16 protein-coding genes are annotated in these 16,483 nt (G+C 57.2%); 6 read left to right on the plus strand and 10 right to left on the minus strand.

Annotated features, from left to right (window positions below; all coding sequences use genetic code 11):
• Positions 1 to 69: 69 nt before the first annotated feature.
• Both tatE and EDF81_RS10180 read right to left on the minus strand, forming a co-directional pair.
• Complete coding sequence (tatE, locus tag EDF81_RS10175; protein ID WP_123348025.1) at positions 70 to 273, minus strand: twin-arginine translocase subunit TatE; 204 nt, start codon at positions 271 to 273, stop codon at positions 70 to 72.
• Positions 274 to 400: 127 nt separating this feature from the next.
• Positions 401 to 1,189: a deaminated glutathione amidase gene (locus EDF81_RS10180; protein WP_123348026.1), complete on the minus strand. Its 789-nt coding sequence runs from the start codon at positions 1,187 to 1,189 to the stop codon at positions 401 to 403.
• Positions 1,190 to 1,278: 89 nt separating this feature from the next.
• Between EDF81_RS10180 and crcB the strand changes: the two genes are divergently transcribed.
• Positions 1,279 to 1,662: a fluoride efflux transporter CrcB gene (gene crcB, locus EDF81_RS10185; protein WP_123348027.1), complete on the plus strand. Its 384-nt coding sequence runs from the start codon at positions 1,279 to 1,281 to the stop codon at positions 1,660 to 1,662.
• Positions 1,663 to 1,721: 59 nt separating this feature from the next.
• Here the strand turns inward: crcB and cspE are convergent, their stop codons facing one another.
• The 7 genes from cspE to EDF81_RS10220 all read right to left on the minus strand — a co-directional run bounded on the left by cspE (position 1,722) and on the right by EDF81_RS10220 (position 9,380).
• Positions 1,722 to 1,931: a transcription antiterminator/RNA stability regulator CspE gene (gene cspE / locus EDF81_RS10190; protein ID WP_004859511.1), complete on the minus strand. Its 210-nt coding sequence runs from the start codon at positions 1,929 to 1,931 to the stop codon at positions 1,722 to 1,724.
• A gap of 193 nt (positions 1,932 to 2,124) precedes the next feature.
• On the minus strand, positions 2,125 to 2,679 hold the full coding sequence (gene pagP, locus EDF81_RS10195; RefSeq protein ID WP_123348028.1) for a lipid IV(A) palmitoyltransferase PagP: 555 nt from the start codon (positions 2,677 to 2,679) through the stop codon (positions 2,125 to 2,127).
• 142 nt (positions 2,680 to 2,821) lie between these two features.
• Positions 2,822 to 5,941 carry an efflux RND transporter permease subunit gene (locus EDF81_RS10200; RefSeq protein ID WP_123348029.1) on the minus strand — a complete coding sequence of 1,040 codons (3,120 nt, stop codon included), beginning with the start codon at positions 5,939 to 5,941 and terminating at the stop codon, positions 2,822 to 2,824.
• Positions 5,938 to 7,377 (minus strand): efflux RND transporter periplasmic adaptor subunit, encoded by a 1,440-nt coding sequence (locus tag EDF81_RS10205; RefSeq protein WP_123348030.1) that lies wholly within the window; start codon positions 7,375 to 7,377, stop codon positions 5,938 to 5,940. The genes EDF81_RS10200 and EDF81_RS10205 overlap by 4 nt, the downstream gene beginning before the upstream one ends.
• The gene (locus tag EDF81_RS10210; protein ID WP_123348031.1) at positions 7,374 to 8,630 is read right to left on the minus strand and encodes a TolC family protein; all 1,257 of its coding nucleotides are present in this window, start codon (positions 8,628 to 8,630) and stop codon (positions 7,374 to 7,376) included. Before EDF81_RS10210 ends, EDF81_RS10205 begins: the two co-directional genes overlap by 4 nt.
• Before the next feature lie 10 nt (positions 8,631 to 8,640).
• Positions 8,641 to 8,979, minus strand: a complete 339-nt coding sequence (locus EDF81_RS10215) for a copper-binding protein (protein ID WP_123348032.1) — start codon at positions 8,977 to 8,979, stop codon at positions 8,641 to 8,643.
• 56 nt (positions 8,980 to 9,035) lie between these two features.
• Positions 9,036 to 9,380, minus strand: coding sequence for a DUF2946 domain-containing protein (locus EDF81_RS10220; protein ID WP_311316600.1), 345 nt, complete (start codon positions 9,378 to 9,380; stop codon positions 9,036 to 9,038).
• Between the two features lie 435 nt (positions 9,381 to 9,815).
• On the opposite strand from EDF81_RS10220, the gene dcuC reads away from it, so the two are divergent.
• From dcuC to uspG, 5 genes are all read left to right on the plus strand, one after another.
• The gene (dcuC, locus tag EDF81_RS10225; RefSeq protein ID WP_123348034.1) at positions 9,816 to 11,186 is read left to right on the plus strand and encodes an anaerobic C4-dicarboxylate transporter DcuC; all 1,371 of its coding nucleotides are present in this window, start codon (positions 9,816 to 9,818) and stop codon (positions 11,184 to 11,186) included.
• A 92-nt stretch (positions 11,187 to 11,278) separates the two neighbouring features.
• Positions 11,279 to 12,085 carry a ribonuclease I gene (gene rna, locus EDF81_RS10230; RefSeq protein ID WP_123348035.1) on the plus strand — a complete coding sequence of 269 codons (807 nt, stop codon included), beginning with the start codon at positions 11,279 to 11,281 and terminating at the stop codon, positions 12,083 to 12,085.
• Positions 12,086 to 12,288: 203 nt separating this feature from the next.
• Complete coding sequence (locus EDF81_RS10235; protein WP_123348036.1) at positions 12,289 to 13,665, plus strand: GntP family permease; 1,377 nt, start codon at positions 12,289 to 12,291, stop codon at positions 13,663 to 13,665.
• A gap of 128 nt (positions 13,666 to 13,793) precedes the next feature.
• Entirely contained in the window at positions 13,794 to 14,204 is a 411-nt protein-coding gene (rnk, locus tag EDF81_RS10240) for a nucleoside diphosphate kinase regulator (protein WP_123348037.1), read from the plus strand.
• A 190-nt stretch (positions 14,205 to 14,394) separates the two neighbouring features.
• Complete coding sequence (uspG, locus tag EDF81_RS10245; protein WP_123348038.1) at positions 14,395 to 14,823, plus strand: universal stress protein UspG; 429 nt, start codon at positions 14,395 to 14,397, stop codon at positions 14,821 to 14,823.
• A gap of 69 nt (positions 14,824 to 14,892) precedes the next feature.
• On the opposite strand, the gene ahpF is transcribed toward uspG, so the two are convergent.
• A complete protein-coding gene (gene ahpF / locus EDF81_RS10250) occupies positions 14,893 to 16,458 on the minus strand; it encodes an alkyl hydroperoxide reductase subunit F (RefSeq protein ID WP_123348039.1) in 1,566 nt (521 codons plus the stop codon).
• Between the last annotated feature and the right edge of the window lie 25 nt (positions 16,459 to 16,483).

Consider the following 16,483-nt stretch of genomic DNA (forward strand, 5'->3'; position numbering starts at 1 on the left):
AACTGCTTACACATCCCATAAAAAAACCGGCCCTCATGGCCGGTTTTTTATTCGCTGACTGCGCAGTATTTACTCTTTGTGAGCGAGCTTTTCCGCCGTCACTTCGTCTTCGGCGTTTTTCTTCGCCGTAGCATCGTCATCGTTCATCGCTTTTTTAAAGCCTTTAATCGCCGCGCCGAGGTCACCACCCAGCGTGCGTAACTTTTTGGTACCAAACAGCAACACCACAAGCGCGGCAATCACCAGCAGTTTGGTAATACTAATCTCACCCATAAATACCTTCTATTCTGAAACAGGCTGCATTACGCGCCATAAAGTCCGCAGGTTATTAACGGATATTTGACGCGCGCACACAATAGCAATCTGTAACAAGATGAATCAAGCCCTGCCGAAAAAATCGTCAAAGGAGTTGCGGTGGCGCAAAGCGCCGGTTTTGTAATACAGGAAGCTGCGCCCGCACTTCCTGCACAAAGTCCGCCGTCACCTCGGCAAAAATCAGCCCGGGATCGCCCCCGGCCCCGGCAAGAGTGACGCCGAAGGGATCGACAATCCGGCTCTGACCGATATTACGGCTACCGCATTCGCCTGCGGCGACAACATAGCAGGTTGTGTCCAGCGCCCTCGCCGCCAGCAGCGTGGCCCAGTGATGCTCTTTAAGCGGTCCGCGTACCCAGGCCGCTGGCAGGACCAGCAGATCTGCGCCCCGTAACGCCAGGCTCAGCGCCAGCTCGGGAAAACGCAGATCGTAGCAGGTCATTAGCCCGACCCGCATTCCGTCCACCTCAATCAGCGGCGGTAAGCTCTCTCCGGCATCGACAAGGCGTGACTCCTGAATGCGGAACGCATCGTAGAGATGGAGCTTGCCATAGTGGGCAATCACTTCCCCGCCGCGCAGCACCACCAGGGTGTTGATCGCTCTTCCGGGCGTGGAGGGAACGTGGATCGTCAGCACGGTTGTCAGCGTATTGGTTCGGCTTTCCGCCAGCAGCAGACGGAGAAACGCCCCCTCCAGCGTCTGGGCGGATTTTACCGACAGATCGGCATCACCATCCTCCCTCGCCAGCAGCGCCTCAGGCAGCACCAGCAGTGAAGCGCCCTGACGATGAGCCCGGGCCATCATCTCAACGCACTGCTGCGCGTTTGTCTCCGGCCGGGGCGTAACGACAAATTGCCCTGCAGCTACCCGCATTATTATCTCCTTACCTGATGAGCGTAGCCAGAACCCATGTTCCGGCAGTAGACTTAACAAACTTATTAATCAAATAGCAGGAATCTCGCGTGTTACAAATCCTTTTCGCAGTATTTATTGGCGGCGGTACGGGTAGCGTACTGCGCTGGGTGCTGGGCATGAAGCTCAACCCGCTGCATCACGCTATTCCTCTGGGCACGCTAACGGCCAACCTGGTCGGCGCCTTTATTATTGGTCTGGGACTGGCCTGGTTTAACCGGATGACGCATATCGACCCGATGTGGAAGCTACTGCTGACCACCGGCTTCTGTGGCGGCCTGACGACCTTCTCGACTTTTTCGGCTGAGGTGGTGTTTCTGCTGCAGGACGGGCGTCCGGGCTGGGCGTTGATGAATATTGCGGTGAATATGTTAGGCTCGTTTGCCCTTACCGCGCTGGCGTTCTGGATTGTTTCCGTCACGGCTGCCCACTAAACGCAGGACAAAAAAAACCCGCTCAATGGCGGGTTTTTGTATTCTTACTGTCGTTTCGCTTAGATAGCGTTAACGTTTGCAGCAGAAGGGCCTTTGGCACCGTTAGTGATTTCGAACTCTACACGCTGACCTTCAGCCAGAGTTTTGAAACCGTTGGACTGGATTGCAGAGAAATGTACGAATACATCTTTGCTGCCATCTTCAGGAGTAATGAAACCGAATCCTTTGGACTCATTAAACCACTTAACGTTACCTTTAATCTTAGACATCAATATTACCTTTACATGAAAAATGGACACAAATGCTGTGTCGGGTATCAGTACACCAATTGTGGTGACGTTTGTCCAGTCTAACTTTGCTAAAAAGTGATAAAAGTCGATGTTTTTTTTTCGACCACCACGTTATGCGTTGATTTAGCAGTAAACAGGGTGTTCAGCCTGACATAACGGGCTGCCGTTGCGTTTAAAACTGAAAACGCATCCAGGCAAAGTAAACGTTTCCGTTATTATAAGTTCCCGGAATGTAAGTCATCTGGAAGGTGACCGGACCGTAGCCTACCGAGGCCATCGGCAGCAGTACCGGAATCGGGATGTATTTCCAGTTATCGCGGGCCGTGACCCCGACGGTATAGCCCAGCCCCATATGCACGTTGTCATCCGCCAGCGGCCGCCAGGTTTTCTCCCAGCCATAGCCGCCGATCGGCTCCCACTTGTTGTAAGAGTCTTTAAACGCCATCAGGTAAATGCCGTGCCAGTTGCCTTTTTCATCCCAGCGCGACTGGCCAAACCCCGCGCCCCAGGGGCGTTCGTTATATTTGTCCGTTTTGTCCTTGTCATAGGCAAAGCGGGCATGCCAGGTGATGGCCGGTACATAGAGATCGTAATGCTGCGGCGCATTCCAGGTCTCTGCGACATTATCGGTGAGGGTGGAGAACCAGCCCTTTTCTGCTGCGGTGGCTGACAGCGTCAATGTGCCGGAAATGAGCAGTAGCACAGCCAAAAATTTTTTCGCTAACATCTCGTTCGATCTACCATTTATTCATGTTCGGGGTAAAAGTAGCACACGATATATGAATGAAATCTTAACGAATATAGGAAAGCTTCCTGGTTTATCGGTTTACGCGAAATATGCGCCTGAAAAAAACAGGCGCATAGCATTGTTATTCTCGCCGATGGATTAGCTGGTATATTGCCGGGATCACCAGCATCGACAGCAGCGGCGCGGTGATCATGCCTCCGACCATCGGCGCGGCAATACGGCTCATCACCTCAGAACCGGTCCCGCTGCCCCACATAATCGGCAGCAGCCCGGCCATGATGGTCGCCACGGTCATCACTTTCGGCCGCACGCGCAGCACCGCCCCTTCGTGAATGGCACGCATCAGCATGGCTTCCCCGCCCTGTGGCTCAAGCATCCGGTGCTTCTCCAGTGCATGGTTTAAATACAGCACCATGATCACCCCGAATTCCGCCGCCACGCCGGCGAGGGCAATAAACCCGACCGCCCCGGCCACCGACAGGTTATAGCCCAGCAGCCAGAGTAGCCAGACCCCGCCAATAAGTGAAAAAGGCAACGTCCCCATAATCAGCAGCACGTCGGATAAACGTCTGAAGGTTAGCCAGAGCAGGATGAAAATAATCATTAGCGTGACCGGCAGGACTATTTGTAGCTTCGCCGCTGCCCGCTCAAGATATTCAAACTGACCCGACCACGACAGGCTGACACCCTGCGGTAGCGTCACCTCCTGAGCCACCCGCTGCTGCATCTCATCCACCGCCGATTTCAGATCCCGCCCGCGCAGATCGACATAAATCCAGTTCGATAGTCGGGCGTTTTCACTTTTCAGCATCGGCGGACCTTCACTGACGCTAATGTCGGCCAGCTCTCCCAGCGCAATCTGACTCCCGCTGTCCGTGATCACCGGCAGCATTCGCAGCTTATCGACGTTATCCCTTAACGCCTGGGGATAGCGGATATTGATGGGATAACGTTCGCGTCCTTCAATCGTCTGGCCGATATTATCCCCACCGACCAGCGTCGCCACCAGCGACTGTAGCTCCTGAACCGTTACGCCATAGCGTGCGGCCTTCAGCCGGTCGATACGGATATCGACGTAGCGCCCGCCGCTGAGACGTTCCGCCAGCGCCGAGGTGACGCCCGGAACGTTTTTCACCACCCGCTCAATCTGACGGGCGACCTCTTCGATATCCGCCAGATTGTTGCCGTTGACCTTAATGCCGACCGGACTTTTAATCCCGGTGGACAACATATCCAGACGATTACGAATCGGAGGTACCCAGACATTAGCAATGCCCGGCAGGCTGACGGTTTTATCCAGCTCCTCCACCAGTTTTTCCGGCGTCATTCCCGGTCGCCACTGGTCCCGTGGTTTAAAGCGAATGGTGGTTTCCAGCATGGTCAGCGGGGCGGGATCGGTCGCGGTTTCCGCCCTACCCGCTTTGCCGAACACCGTATCCACTTCCGGGACGCTTTTGATTAACCGGTCGGTTTGCTGCAGCAGCTTTGTCGCTTCACGGACCGAGATGCCGGGGAGCGTCGAGGGCATATAGAGCAGATCCCCTTCGTCAAGTGGCGGCATAAACTCGCTCCCCAGCCGGCTGAGCGGCCAGAGCGTCAGGGCCAGCAGGGCCAGAGCAAGCGCCAGAGTCAGCTTCGGCCAGCTCAGCACCTTGTCCAGCAGTGGCTCATAGACGCGGATCAGCCAGCGGTTAAGCGGGTTAGCCTGTTCATCCGGCACCCGACCGCGAATAAAGTAGCCCATCAGCACCGGAACCAGAGTGATACCCAGCCCCGCCGCGACCGCCATCGCCCAGGTTTTGGTAAAGGCCAGCGGGGAGAACATCCGCCCTTCCTGCGCCTCCAGCGAAAATACCGGGATAAAAGAGAGCGTGATAATCAGCAGGCTACAGAACAGGGCCGGTCCGACTTCCACCGCCGCCTGTTCGGCGATACGCCAGTAGTCACCGGATTCTGGCTCCTGGTCAGGATGATCGTGCCGCCAGCGCTCAAGCACCTTGTGCATATTCTCAATCATCACAATTGCCGCATCGACCATCGCCCCGATGGCAATGGCGATCCCTCCGAGGGACATGATATTGGCGTTGATCCCCTGATAGTGCATCACCACAAAGGCGCCAAGAATACCCAGCGGCAGCGAGACAATCGCCACCAGCGCGGAGCGAAAATGGAACAGAAACAGGGTGCAGACCAGAGCGACAACGATAAACTCTTCGATAAGCTTCGCGCTCAGGGTATCGATAGCCTCCTCGATAAGCGTTGAGCGGTCATAGACCGGCACAATCTCCACGCCCGCAGGTAACGTCTTCTGCAGCGTCGCCAGACGCGCTTTCACCGCATGCAGCGTCTCCAGCGCGTTCTTGCCGTAGCGCATCACGATAATGCCGCCCGCCACCTCGCCTTCGCCGTTAAACTCAGCCACGCCGCGGCGGATCTCCGGCCCGTAGCGTACCGTCGCCACGTCCGAAAGCATTATCGGGACGCCTTCCCGGCTGGTTATCACCACCTTGCGGAAGTCCGCCAGGCTTTGCAGATACCCGGTGGTGCGCACCATATACTCCGCTTCCCCCATCTCCAGCACCGCGCCGCCACCTTCCTGGTTGGCTGCCTTCAGCGCATCAATTAACTGCTGATGGGTAATATTCAGCGCACGCAAACGTGCAGGATCGGGGATCACCTGGTACTGGCGCACCATGCCGCCAACGCTGGCGACCTCCGACACGTTAGGCACCGTTTTCAGCTCGAATTTCAGGTTCCAGTCCTGAATCGCCCGCAGGTCGGCCAGGCTGTGCTTACCGCTGCGATCGATCAGTGCATATTCAAAAATCCAGCCCACGCCGGTCGCATCCGGGCCCAGCGCCACCTCTGCGCCTTCCGGCAGCTGCGACTGGACCTGGTTTAAATACTCCAGCACGCGGGAGCGCGCCCAGTAGAGATCGGTCCCGTCCTCAAAAAGCACATAAACGTAAGCATCTCCAAACATCGAGAAGCCACGCACGGTTTTCGCGCCGGGCACCGACAGCATGGTGGTGGTCAGTGGGTAAGTGATCTGATCCTCGACAATCTGCGGCGCTTTGCCGGGATAGCTGGCGCGAACGATCACCTGAACATCGGAGAGATCGGGCAGGGCATCCAGCGGCGTTCGCTGTAATGACCAGATTCCCCAGGCCGCCATACCGATAGCGGCGAGGATCACCAGCAGACGGTTGCGCAGCGCGGTGCGGATCACGGCGGCAATCATTTCATCACCTCCGTGTCGGCCATCAGGTGGGTGATGACCGCGCCTTCGGTATCATCAAGCCGGAAGCGGAACATCACTCGCTCGCCGGGCTTCAGACCCGACACCGGCTGCGGCAGCACAAAGTCCATGGTCATCGAATCCCAGTTGAGGGCGGGAATCGGCTGATGGCTGAGAGTAATAGTGCCATCGGCTATCGCCTCCACCACGCCGTGGGTTTCATACTCCTGCGCGGCAGGCGTCGCGATTTCCGGCAGGGCGCTACGCAGGCTGGCCTCTGAGTCAATCAGGAACTGCCCGGAGGTGACCACCAGGTCTCCTTCCTTCAGCCCGCTCTGGATCTGCGTCCAGCCGGAGGCGGTCATACCCGGCACTACGTCAACCGGACGAAAATGGCCGTCTCCGCTTGCCACCAGCACCCGACGGGCATCGCCGGTATCGATCAACGCCTCTTCCGGGATCGCCAGTACCGGCGGCAGCGACTGGCCCGCCGGACGGGTGACGGAGAGAAACATGCCCGGTTTCAGTTTGTGCTGTGGGTTATCCAGTACGATACGCGCTTTCAGAGTACGGGTTGCCGCATCCAGCTGGGGAAGCAGTTCGCTGACCCGCCCGTGAAAGGTCTCACCGGGCCAGCCATCGGCGGTAGCCACCACTTCGCTGCCGGGCGTTAACCGCTGCGCCTGGGTCTGCGGATAGTCCACCGTGACCCACACCGGGTCGATACCTGCCAGTTCCAGCAGCGGTGCGGTCGCCTCCACCTGCGCGCCTTCCCGGACCGTCAGGCTGGTCACATAACCCGCCCGTTCTGCCCGCAGGGTGATACGCGTCTGCGGCTTGCCGCTACGCTCCAGGATCTGAATCACCGACTCCGGCATAAATTGCAGCGCCAGACGTTCGCGGGCCGCCCGACTCAACGCCGCATCCCCCAGCTGGCGTACCGCCAGATACTCCTGCTGGGCGGTTGTCCACTGGGGCATCCAGAGCTGCGCCAGCGGCTCACCGGCTTTCACCCACTGCTGAGGCGCACGCACAAAGAGTTTCTCCACCACGCCCGCCGCCGGAGACGGCACGACGCGGATACTCCGCTCATCCACGCTGACGGTCGCGAAAGCCGAGAAATCCGGGGTCAGTACACGCACTTCCGCCTTCGCCGTGCGCATGCCCAGATTTTGCTGCTGCCGGGTGCTGACGCTCACTCCGCCCTGTTCCTGTATCTCATCGGCATAGCGCGGGACCAGCTGCATATCCATAAAGGGCGATTTCCCCGGCTTATCAAACCGCTGGCCGGGCACCATCGGATCGTACCAGTAGAGTACCTGCCGCTCACCGCTCGCTGCTGTTTCTGGCGTCGCCGTCTGCTGCTGGCGGCCATACTGATATCCCGCGCCTGCGGCCAGCAGGGCGCTGACCACCACGGCAATAATGGTTTTTTTCATAGCGCTATCTCCTGCGGGATCAGCCAGCGTATCGCCGCCCAGCGACGGGCCATTTCTCTTTCCGATTCATTCAGTGCCATCTCGGTTTCCAGCACGCCACGACGGGCCTCAAGCAGCTCGGGCAGCGCCGACTGGCCCCCGCCATACTGCGCGGTCACCAGCGACAGGCGCTTTTTCTGCAGCGGCAGGGTTTCATCCCGCTGGCGCTGCCACAGGGTCTGCGCGGCCTGGTATTCGGCGATCAGAGAGCGGACTTGTGCAAGATGGGTACGTTCGGTCTGGGCCAGACGATCGTTGGCCTGCATGGTCATCGAGACATCGGCGGCGTGGTCTTTATTCTGTCGACGTCCCTGGAACAGCGGCAGATCGACGGTGAACATCACCCCGGCCATATCCTCATAGCCGTCGGCGCGGCGGGCGTAGTACAGCTCCACGTCAACATCGGGAATGGCAGCAATCGCCGACTGGGCCGAACGCGCCCGGGCGGTATTGGCTTCCCGGGAAGCGGCAATCACTTCCGGATGCAGCGTTACGCCCTCTTCAATCACTCGCTCTTCTGCGGGCAGCCGCTGATAAGGCGGCAGTTTCCCGCTAATCCCATCCAGCTGCTGACCGGTCAGTTCCATCAGACGCGTCTGCGCAAGGCGGACATCCCGCTCCGCCAGCGTCTCCCGATCACGCATGGCATTCAGGGTGACCTGCAGCGTCAGGACACTGTCTGCGGGAACCGATCCGCCGCTGACGCTGGCTTTCTGTCCCGCCATCTGACGCCGGGTTTCGGCCACCAGCGTCCGGGCGGTATTCAGCGCCTGCGTCGACAGGGCCAGATCCAGCCAGGCCTGAGCAGTATCCCGCTGCAGCCCGGCACGGATGGCATCGGCCTGGGCGTTGACGCTTTGCGACTGGGCCAGCAAGGTCTGCGCTTTACGTTCCCGCTTCTCCTCGCTGACATAGCGCTGCATCACGCCGACCCGCTGCATGGTCATCCCTTCCCGGGTCAACCTGCGCCCGTTGCTGCCCTGAACAGGGACGTTTTCGATCCCGAACCGCAGTTGCGGATCCGGAAGTTCGCGGGCGGAATCGGCCATTGCATCGAGGGCCTGCGCCTCATTTTTGCTGGCGGAGATCTCCGCCGAATAGCGCTGGGCGGCGGTCAGGGTTTGCGTCAGCGTCCACGACTCTGCCTGTACGGCAAAGCATATGAAGCCGAGCAACACCCCACCAGGCCACAGGCATAGTGTGCGTCGTTGCATGGTGCCTCCGTTAGCGCAGAGGCGTCAGTGAGACAAGCTGGTAGCCACCTTCGCGCCGGGTAAAGCTGAAACTGACTTTATCCCCGACGGCAACGGCCGGCAGCGCTTCGCCTTCCGGCGGCGCAAAACGCATGGTCATCGGCGGCCAGTTCAGCGCGCTGATGGCCTGATGGGAAATGGTCAACGCCTGAGGGCTGACCGCTTTGACTGTCCCTTCGGTGTGATACACCTCGGGCGTGGAGGGAGAATGATTCATACCCGCATGGGCAGACATATCGTGGGCCTGCGCAAGAGACGCAGACAGCACCAGCAGTACGCCTGTCAGCGCACGGGAAAGATAAGCAAACATAAAAACTCCTGATAACGGTAAATGAATAGATAAAATTCAGTGCGTTACAGGTGTTTCTACTCTCTGAACCGGCAGAACCGAATGGTTGCCGGTGGCCCCGTAGCCGGAGGTGATAACGCCCAGCCACTGCCGATGGTTTCTGTACAAAGCGGGGTCACTACCGCCAGAGTCGTGGCGGCAGGAAGCGCAATCAGCGGTGTGTGCTGGGGATCTTTTTGCATGATATCCGGGACGCAGTGCTTTTCGCACAGGGGGCCTTTCATCATGCTGTAGGCGGGCGTGTCCTCCGCCATCTGATGCTGTTGATGCTGGAGCATCACCGCCTCGCCATCCACGCTGAGATCGCAGTGATGGGAAGCAATCGCTACCTGACTCTGGATAAGCAGCCAGCAGAATGCCAACAAAAGTATCAGCAGATACTTTCGTAAACAGTGCAGGCAATTACCCCGGCTAGCGTGCATATCAGCTCGTCAGAATTAGCGTGGAAGAGGCTCGAGTATAGGCAGCCTCTTTTTTATTTTTAAAGGCTTTTTTAGATGATTTACGTTCAGAGAATAAATAAAACCCACAGGTAAAATACTGTTAACTTTTATTTTTCATTTAAACATCAAAACAAATACATCTTGCTTTTATCAGCGCAATCAAGATGATGGTGGGCGGCTTGTCGCTATTCGGACAAAAATAATCCTGACGGCTTATTTAGTAGTCGATTTATTGATTTTAATCAGCAACGACTACCCGTTTCTTCGGCAAATTGCCACTCCTCTTTGGGTATACCCTGAATATCGGGGTAAAAATTGCGGACAGGGCAGTCTTTATACTACCAGGTGATAATAATGTTAACGTTGCTTGAACTTCTTATTGGCGTGGCCGTCATTGTCGGCGTGGCACGCTATATCATTAAAGGCTACTCGGCGACCGGCGTGCTCTTCGTCGGCGGCCTGGCCCTGCTGATTATCAGCGCCCTGATGGGCCACCAGGTGTTGCCGTCCAGCGCGACCAGCACCGGCTACACCGCGACCGATATTGTCGAATATATCAAAATCCTGCTGATGAGCCGCGGTGGCGATCTCGGGATGATGATTATGATGCTGTGCGGTTTTGCCGCCTATATGACGCATATCGGCGCCAACGATATGGTCGTGAAGCTGGCTTCGCGTCCGCTGCGCTATATCAACTCCCCTTATATCCTGATGGTCGCGGCCTATTTTGTCGCCTGCCTGATGTCGCTGGCCGTCTCCTCCGCCACCGGCCTTGGCGTGCTGCTGATGGCGACGCTCTTCCCGGTCATGGTTAACGTCGGTATCAGCCGCGGCGCGGCTGCCGCAATCTGTGCCTCCCCGGCCGCCATTATCCTGTCGCCGACGTCCGGCGACGTGGTACTTGCCGCCCAGGCGGCGGAAATGCCGCTGGTGGATTTTGCGTTTAAAACCACCCTGCCGATCTCCATTGCCGCCATTCTGGCGATGGCCGTGGCGCATTTCTTCTGGCAGCGCTATCTGGATAAAAAAGAGAACGTCAGCCACGAGATGCTCGACGTCAACGAGATCACCACCAGCGCACCTGGGTTTTACGCCATTCTGCCGTTTACGCCGATTATCGGGGTACTGATTTTTGACGGTAAATGGGGTCCTGAACTGCATATCATCACCATTCTGGTGATCTGTATGCTGCTGGCCGCCATCCTCGAGTTCATCCGTGGCTTTAATGGTCAGAAGGTCTTCGCCGGTCTCGAAGTGGCCTACCGTGGAATGGCTGACGCCTTCGCGGGCGTGGTAATGCTGCTGGTCGCTGCGGGCGTGTTCGCCCAGGGCCTGAGCACCATCGGTTTTATCCAGAGCCTGATCTCGATTGCCACCTCTTTCGGATCGGCAAGCATTATCCTGATGCTGGTGCTGGTGATCCTCACCATGCTGGCGGCAATGACCACCGGTTCCGGCAACGCGCCGTTTTATGCGTTCGTGGAGATGATCCCGAAACTGGCCCACTCTTCCGGGATCAATCCGGCTTACCTGTCGATCCCGATGCTGCAGGCCTCCAACCTGGGTCGCACCATCTCCCCGGTCTCCGGCGTGGTGGTTGCGGTGGCCGGTATGGCGAAAATCTCCCCGTTCGAAGTGGTGAAACGCACCTCTGTGCCGGTGATCGTCGGCCTGATCGTGGTCATTATCGCGACCGAAATTCTGGTACCGGGCAGCGCGGCCTGATCCGTTATCCCGCACTGAAAAGGCGCTATCCAGCGCCTTTTTTTATGCTTTAATACCCCCTGCCTCCACTCTCTCTGCCATCAGGAATCGATATGTTCGGGAAGGATTTCGTCATCGCCTGTGCCAGCGTGTTTGCGCTGTGGACCACTCAGACAGCGGCAGCGCCGCTGACACCCACGCAGTTTGGTGATTTTGATCGCTATGTGCTGGCCCTGTCCTGGCAGACCGGCTTTTGTCAGAGCCAGCACGACAGGCTGGGCAGCGGTCCGGCAGAATGCCGCTCGCAGAAAGAGCGCGAAGATAAACGCGAATTTTTAACCATCCATGGCCTGTGGCCGGGCCTGCCGAAATCTGTCTCCGCCCACGGCGTCGATGAACGCCGCTGGATGCGCTTCGGCTGCGCCACCCGTCCGCTCCCCAACTATCCTGAAGCCAAAGCCAGCCGTAAATGCGCCGCCGAAGAAACGGGTCTGTCGCTGGAAGTCGCCAATAAGCTTAACCGCATGATGCCCGCCTCCGGCGGTAAGTCCTGTCTGGAGCGCTATGAGTACGCCAAACATGGCGTCTGTTTCGGCTTCGATCCTGACGCGTATTTCAGCACCATGGTGCGGATGAATGACGAGGTCAGAAACAGCCCGATTGGCCAGTTTCTGGCACAGAACTACGGTAAGACCGTTACCCGGAGCGAGTTTGACGACGCCGTCATCAATACCTGGGGCAATGAGGCCGCCCGGGCGATTAAGCTTACCTGCAGCGGAAAACCGGCTTATCTGACCGAAATGCAGATTGCTCTTAGGGCCAGCGCGATTAACGGTCCTCTTTCTGCCACCTCTCTACTGTCGCAGCCGCATCCCGGCAACTGCGGCTCCGCCTTTGTGATTGATAAAGCAGGCTTCTGATCCCGGGCACCATCTACAATGGCGCTTTTGCCCCGCGCAACTGCGAAATTGCCATTCTTTGAGCTGCTTCTCAATTTGTTAATAAGTATGTCATGAGTTATTTACATCCCCCTCCATGTTACCAGTATCATGTTACCGGTATCAGTGATAAAAGCAGGGATTACGCTACGGTTTCACTGAGCCGAATGCTGAGGATAAAAATGATGACCGATATGACTAACGCCCTTGGAGCCGGTGCGCTTCTGGGTATAGCAGCAGGTGCAGTAGTACTGTTGCTCGTTTTAATTATGCGCTTCCGGGTGCATGCCTTTTTAGCATTAACATTAGTGAGCATTGTTGTCGCACTTGCCACCGGGATCGCATTTGATAAAGTCGTGCCAACCCTGTTGTCTGGTTTTGGTAGTACGCTGGCAGGTGTTGCGCTGCTGGTAGGACTGGGGGCAATGATTGGCCGCCTGCTGGAGGTTTCCGGCGGGGCAAAAGTGCTGGCTGATACACTGATCGGTAAATTTGGCGCACAGCGTGCACCGTTTGCACTCGGCATCGCTTCGCTACTGTTCGGATTCCCGATCTTCTTTGACGCCGGTCTGGTGGTGATGCTGCCGATTATCTTTAGCGTAGCCAAACAGTTTGGCGGCTCCACGCTGAAATACGCTTTCCCGGCAGCCGGTGCCTTTGCGGTCATGCACGCCCTGGTCCCACCGCATCCGGGTCCGGTTGCAGCCAGTGAATTGCTGGGTGCCAATATTGGTCTGCTGGTGATCATCGGCCTGATTATCGCCCTGCCGACCTGGTACTTCGGTGGATACCTGTACGGCCTGTACGCGGGTAAAAAGTTTGATATCAAACTGCCATCCTCTTTCCTGGGCGAAGTGCAGGCGGACCCAAATCATCAACCACCGTCATTCGGTATGGTCTTAACCATTCTGCTGATGCCGCTGGTGCTTATTTTCCTCGAAACAGGTCTTAACACCGCTGTAGTTATGGGTTGGGTCGAGAAAGAGAGCATACTGGTGAACTTCTTGCGTATGCTGGGTAAAACGCCGGTAGCATTGTTGATCACCGTCATCTTTGCTCTGATGGTCTTCAGCCGTCAGCACAGCCTGAAGCATCTGGAAAAAATCTGTGACGGCGCACTGGGTCCGATCTGCGGCATTATCCTGGTAACGGGTGCTGGCGGGATGTTCGGCGGCGTACTGCGCGCCAGCGGTATCGGCGATGCGCTGGCGGGCGTGCTGTCAGATACCGGCCTGCCGGTGATCGTTGCCGCGTTCGTGATCTCCACCGCGCTGCGCGTGGCCCAGGGTTCAGCAACCGTCGCACTGACGACGGCCGCGGCACTGGTTGCCCCAATGGTGCAGGCAACGCCTGGCCTGAGCCAGTTCGATCTCTGCTTTATCGTTATCGCTATCGCGGGCGGCGCAACCGTGCTCTCCCACGTGAACGACTCCGGCTTCTGGCTGGTGGGGCGTTTCCTGGAGATGGACGAGAAAACCACGCTCAAAACCTGGACTGTGATGGAGACGCTGCTTGGCTCAATCGCCTTTATTCTGGCGGTAATCGGCAGCATCTTGCTCTGATGTGCGCTGAGTCACTTCACCGTTAAGCAAAGTCTCAGTATCATACCCTGTAAAACCCTCACCTTTGACGGTGGGGGTTTTCTTTTGGATCCTGCGGCCAGTGCCGCCTTAACGATATGGAGTAAGTAATGGCCAGACCAGCCATCATAATTAATGACTTTGACGCCGAACGTATTGACCGCCTGCTGGAACAGCCTGCTTATGCAAACTCTCCGGTCGCCGACGCGCTGAATGACGAGCTGGATCGTGCGCAGATGTGTTCCCCGCAAACCATGCCGGCTGATGTGGTCACTATGAATAGCGAAGTGAAATTCCGCGATCTGAGCAGCGGTGAAGAGCGCGTGCGTACCCTGGTGTTCCCGGCGCAGCTGACCGACAGTAACACCCAGCTTTCCGTGATGGCACCGGTCGGTGCGGCCCTGCTGGGACTGCGGGTTGGCGACACCATCCACTGGGAGTTGCCGGGCGGTGCCACCACCCACCTGGAAGTGCTGGCGCTGAACTACCAGCCTGAAGCCGCCGGTGAATTCAACCGCTAACCGTTCTGCATAAAGCGCCCGTCGCTTTTCTCAGAGGATGTGTCCGCATCCTCTTTCCGTTTTCTTCCCCACCGATAACAAAACTTTACGCCAAAGCCTGCGCAGGCCGACAAATATGCGAGCTGAATGACAAAAACTTTCCGAATAATGTGCTGTTATATAAGCAGGTTCATTAAAGGGAGGAACTCGTATGTACAGCACCATTATTATGCCGGTTGACGTGTACGAAATGGAGTTAAGCAACAAGGCCATCACCCACGCTGAATTTCTGGCGCAGCAGGATGGCGTTATCCATCTGGTCCACGTGTTACCCGGCGCATCCAGCCTGAGTCTGCACCGCTTCGCAGCCGATGTCCGCCGCTTCGAAGAGCATCTGCAGCAGGAGGCGGAAACCCGCCTTCGCGCCACCGTCGAACACTTCAGCATCGATCCTGCACGCATTAAGCTTCACGTCCGCCGCGGAAATATCCGCGATGCGATTAACGAGCTGGCGGAAGAGCTGAGCGCTAACGTGGTGGTGATTGGCTCGCGTAACCCGAGTATCAGTACCCACCTGCTGGGTTCTAACGCCTCCAGTATCGTGCGCCACGCGCATATTCCGGTTCTGGTTGTCCGTTAACCGCAGATAAAAAAGAGGCTACCTTTCGGTAGCCTCTCTGTTTTGCAGGTTATCTTACTTTCTTATTTTTCAGGCACTTTTACTGCGGATCAGATAGTCAAAGGCGCTCAGTGAGGCTTTTGCACCTTCGCCGGTGGCGATGATGATCTGTTTGTACGGCACCGTGGTGCAGTCACCAGCGGCGAATACGCCTTTGACGCTGGTTTCGCATTTGGCGTCGATAATAATCTCGCCCATGCGGTTACGTTCAATGGCTCCTTCCAGCCAGGTGGTATTCGGCAGCAGACCAATCTGGACGAAGATCCCCGCAAGCGCAATCTGGTGCACATCACCGCTGACGCGGTCGCGATATTCCAGGCCGGTCAGCTTGCTACCATCGCCTTTCACTTCGGTGGTCTGCGCATTGAGGATGATATCCACATTGCTCAGGCTACGGACTTTATCCTGAAGAACCTGGTCGGCTTTCATTTCCGGGGCAAATTCCAGAAGGGTGACATGCTCAACGATCCCCGCAAGGTCGATGGCCGCTTCCACGCCGGAGTTACCGCCGCCGATCACCGCCACGCGTTTGCCTTTAAACAGCGGGCCGTCGCAGTGCGGGCAGTAGGTCACGCCTTTGGTGCGATACTGATCTTCGCCCGGCACGTTCATATTGCGCCATTTGGCACCGGTGGCAATAATTACGCTACGCGCTTTCAGCACCGCGCCGGAGGCGGTTTCAATCTGGTGCAGGCCGCCTTCGGTGGCCGCAGGAACCAGACGGGATGCGCTCTGGGTATCGATAACATCCACATCGTAGTCATCAACGTGTGCCTTCAGCGCACCCGCCAGCTTCTGACCTTCGGTCTTCGGCACAGAAATATAGTTTTCGATATCCACCGTATCCAGCACCTGGCCGCCGAAGCGTTCGCCCATCAGGCCGGTACGAATACCTTTACGCGCCGAGTAAACCGCCGCCGCCGCGCCCGCCGGGCCGGAACCAACAATCAGCACGTCGTAAGCCTCACGCTGGTTGAGTGCCTCCGCCGCACGTTTTTCCGCACCGGTATCGATTTTGCCGACGATTTCCGCCAGCGTCATACGACCCTGACCAAACTCTTTCCCGTTAACGAAGACCGCCGGAACACCCATCACGTTGCGATCGGTGATTTCGTTCTGGAAGGTGCCACCGTCAACCGCCGTATGTTTGATACGCGGGTTCAGCACCGCCATCAGGTTCAGCGCCTGGACTACGTCCGGGCAGTTATGGCAGGTCAGGGAGTAATAGGTTTCAAATTCAAAATCACCGTCGATATCGCGGATCTGCTCCAGCAGCGCCTGCGCCTCTTTTGACGGATGGCCGCCGGTCCACAGCAGGGCCAGAACCAGCGAGGTAAATTCATGTCCCAGCGGGGAACCGGCAAAGCGCGGGCCGTTGCTGGAGCCTGGGTTAGTAATCAGGAACGACGGTTTACGTACCGCAAGGCCGTTATCTTCTTTAAAGGTAACCTTGTCGGAGAGTTCCGCGATTTCAGCCAGCAGTTCTTTGATTTCTGCCGATTTAGCGCTGTCATCCAGCGTGGCAATCAGCTCAACAGGTTTGGTCAGTTTCTCAAGGTAGGCCCTGAGCTGTGTTTTCATATTGGTGTCGAGCATGCTATCTCCTGGGCTTAAAACATCA

This window comes from Enterobacter sp. BIGb0383, from assembly GCF_003751845.1.
Taxonomy (GTDB): Bacteria; Pseudomonadota; Gammaproteobacteria; order Enterobacterales; family Enterobacteriaceae; genus BIGb0383.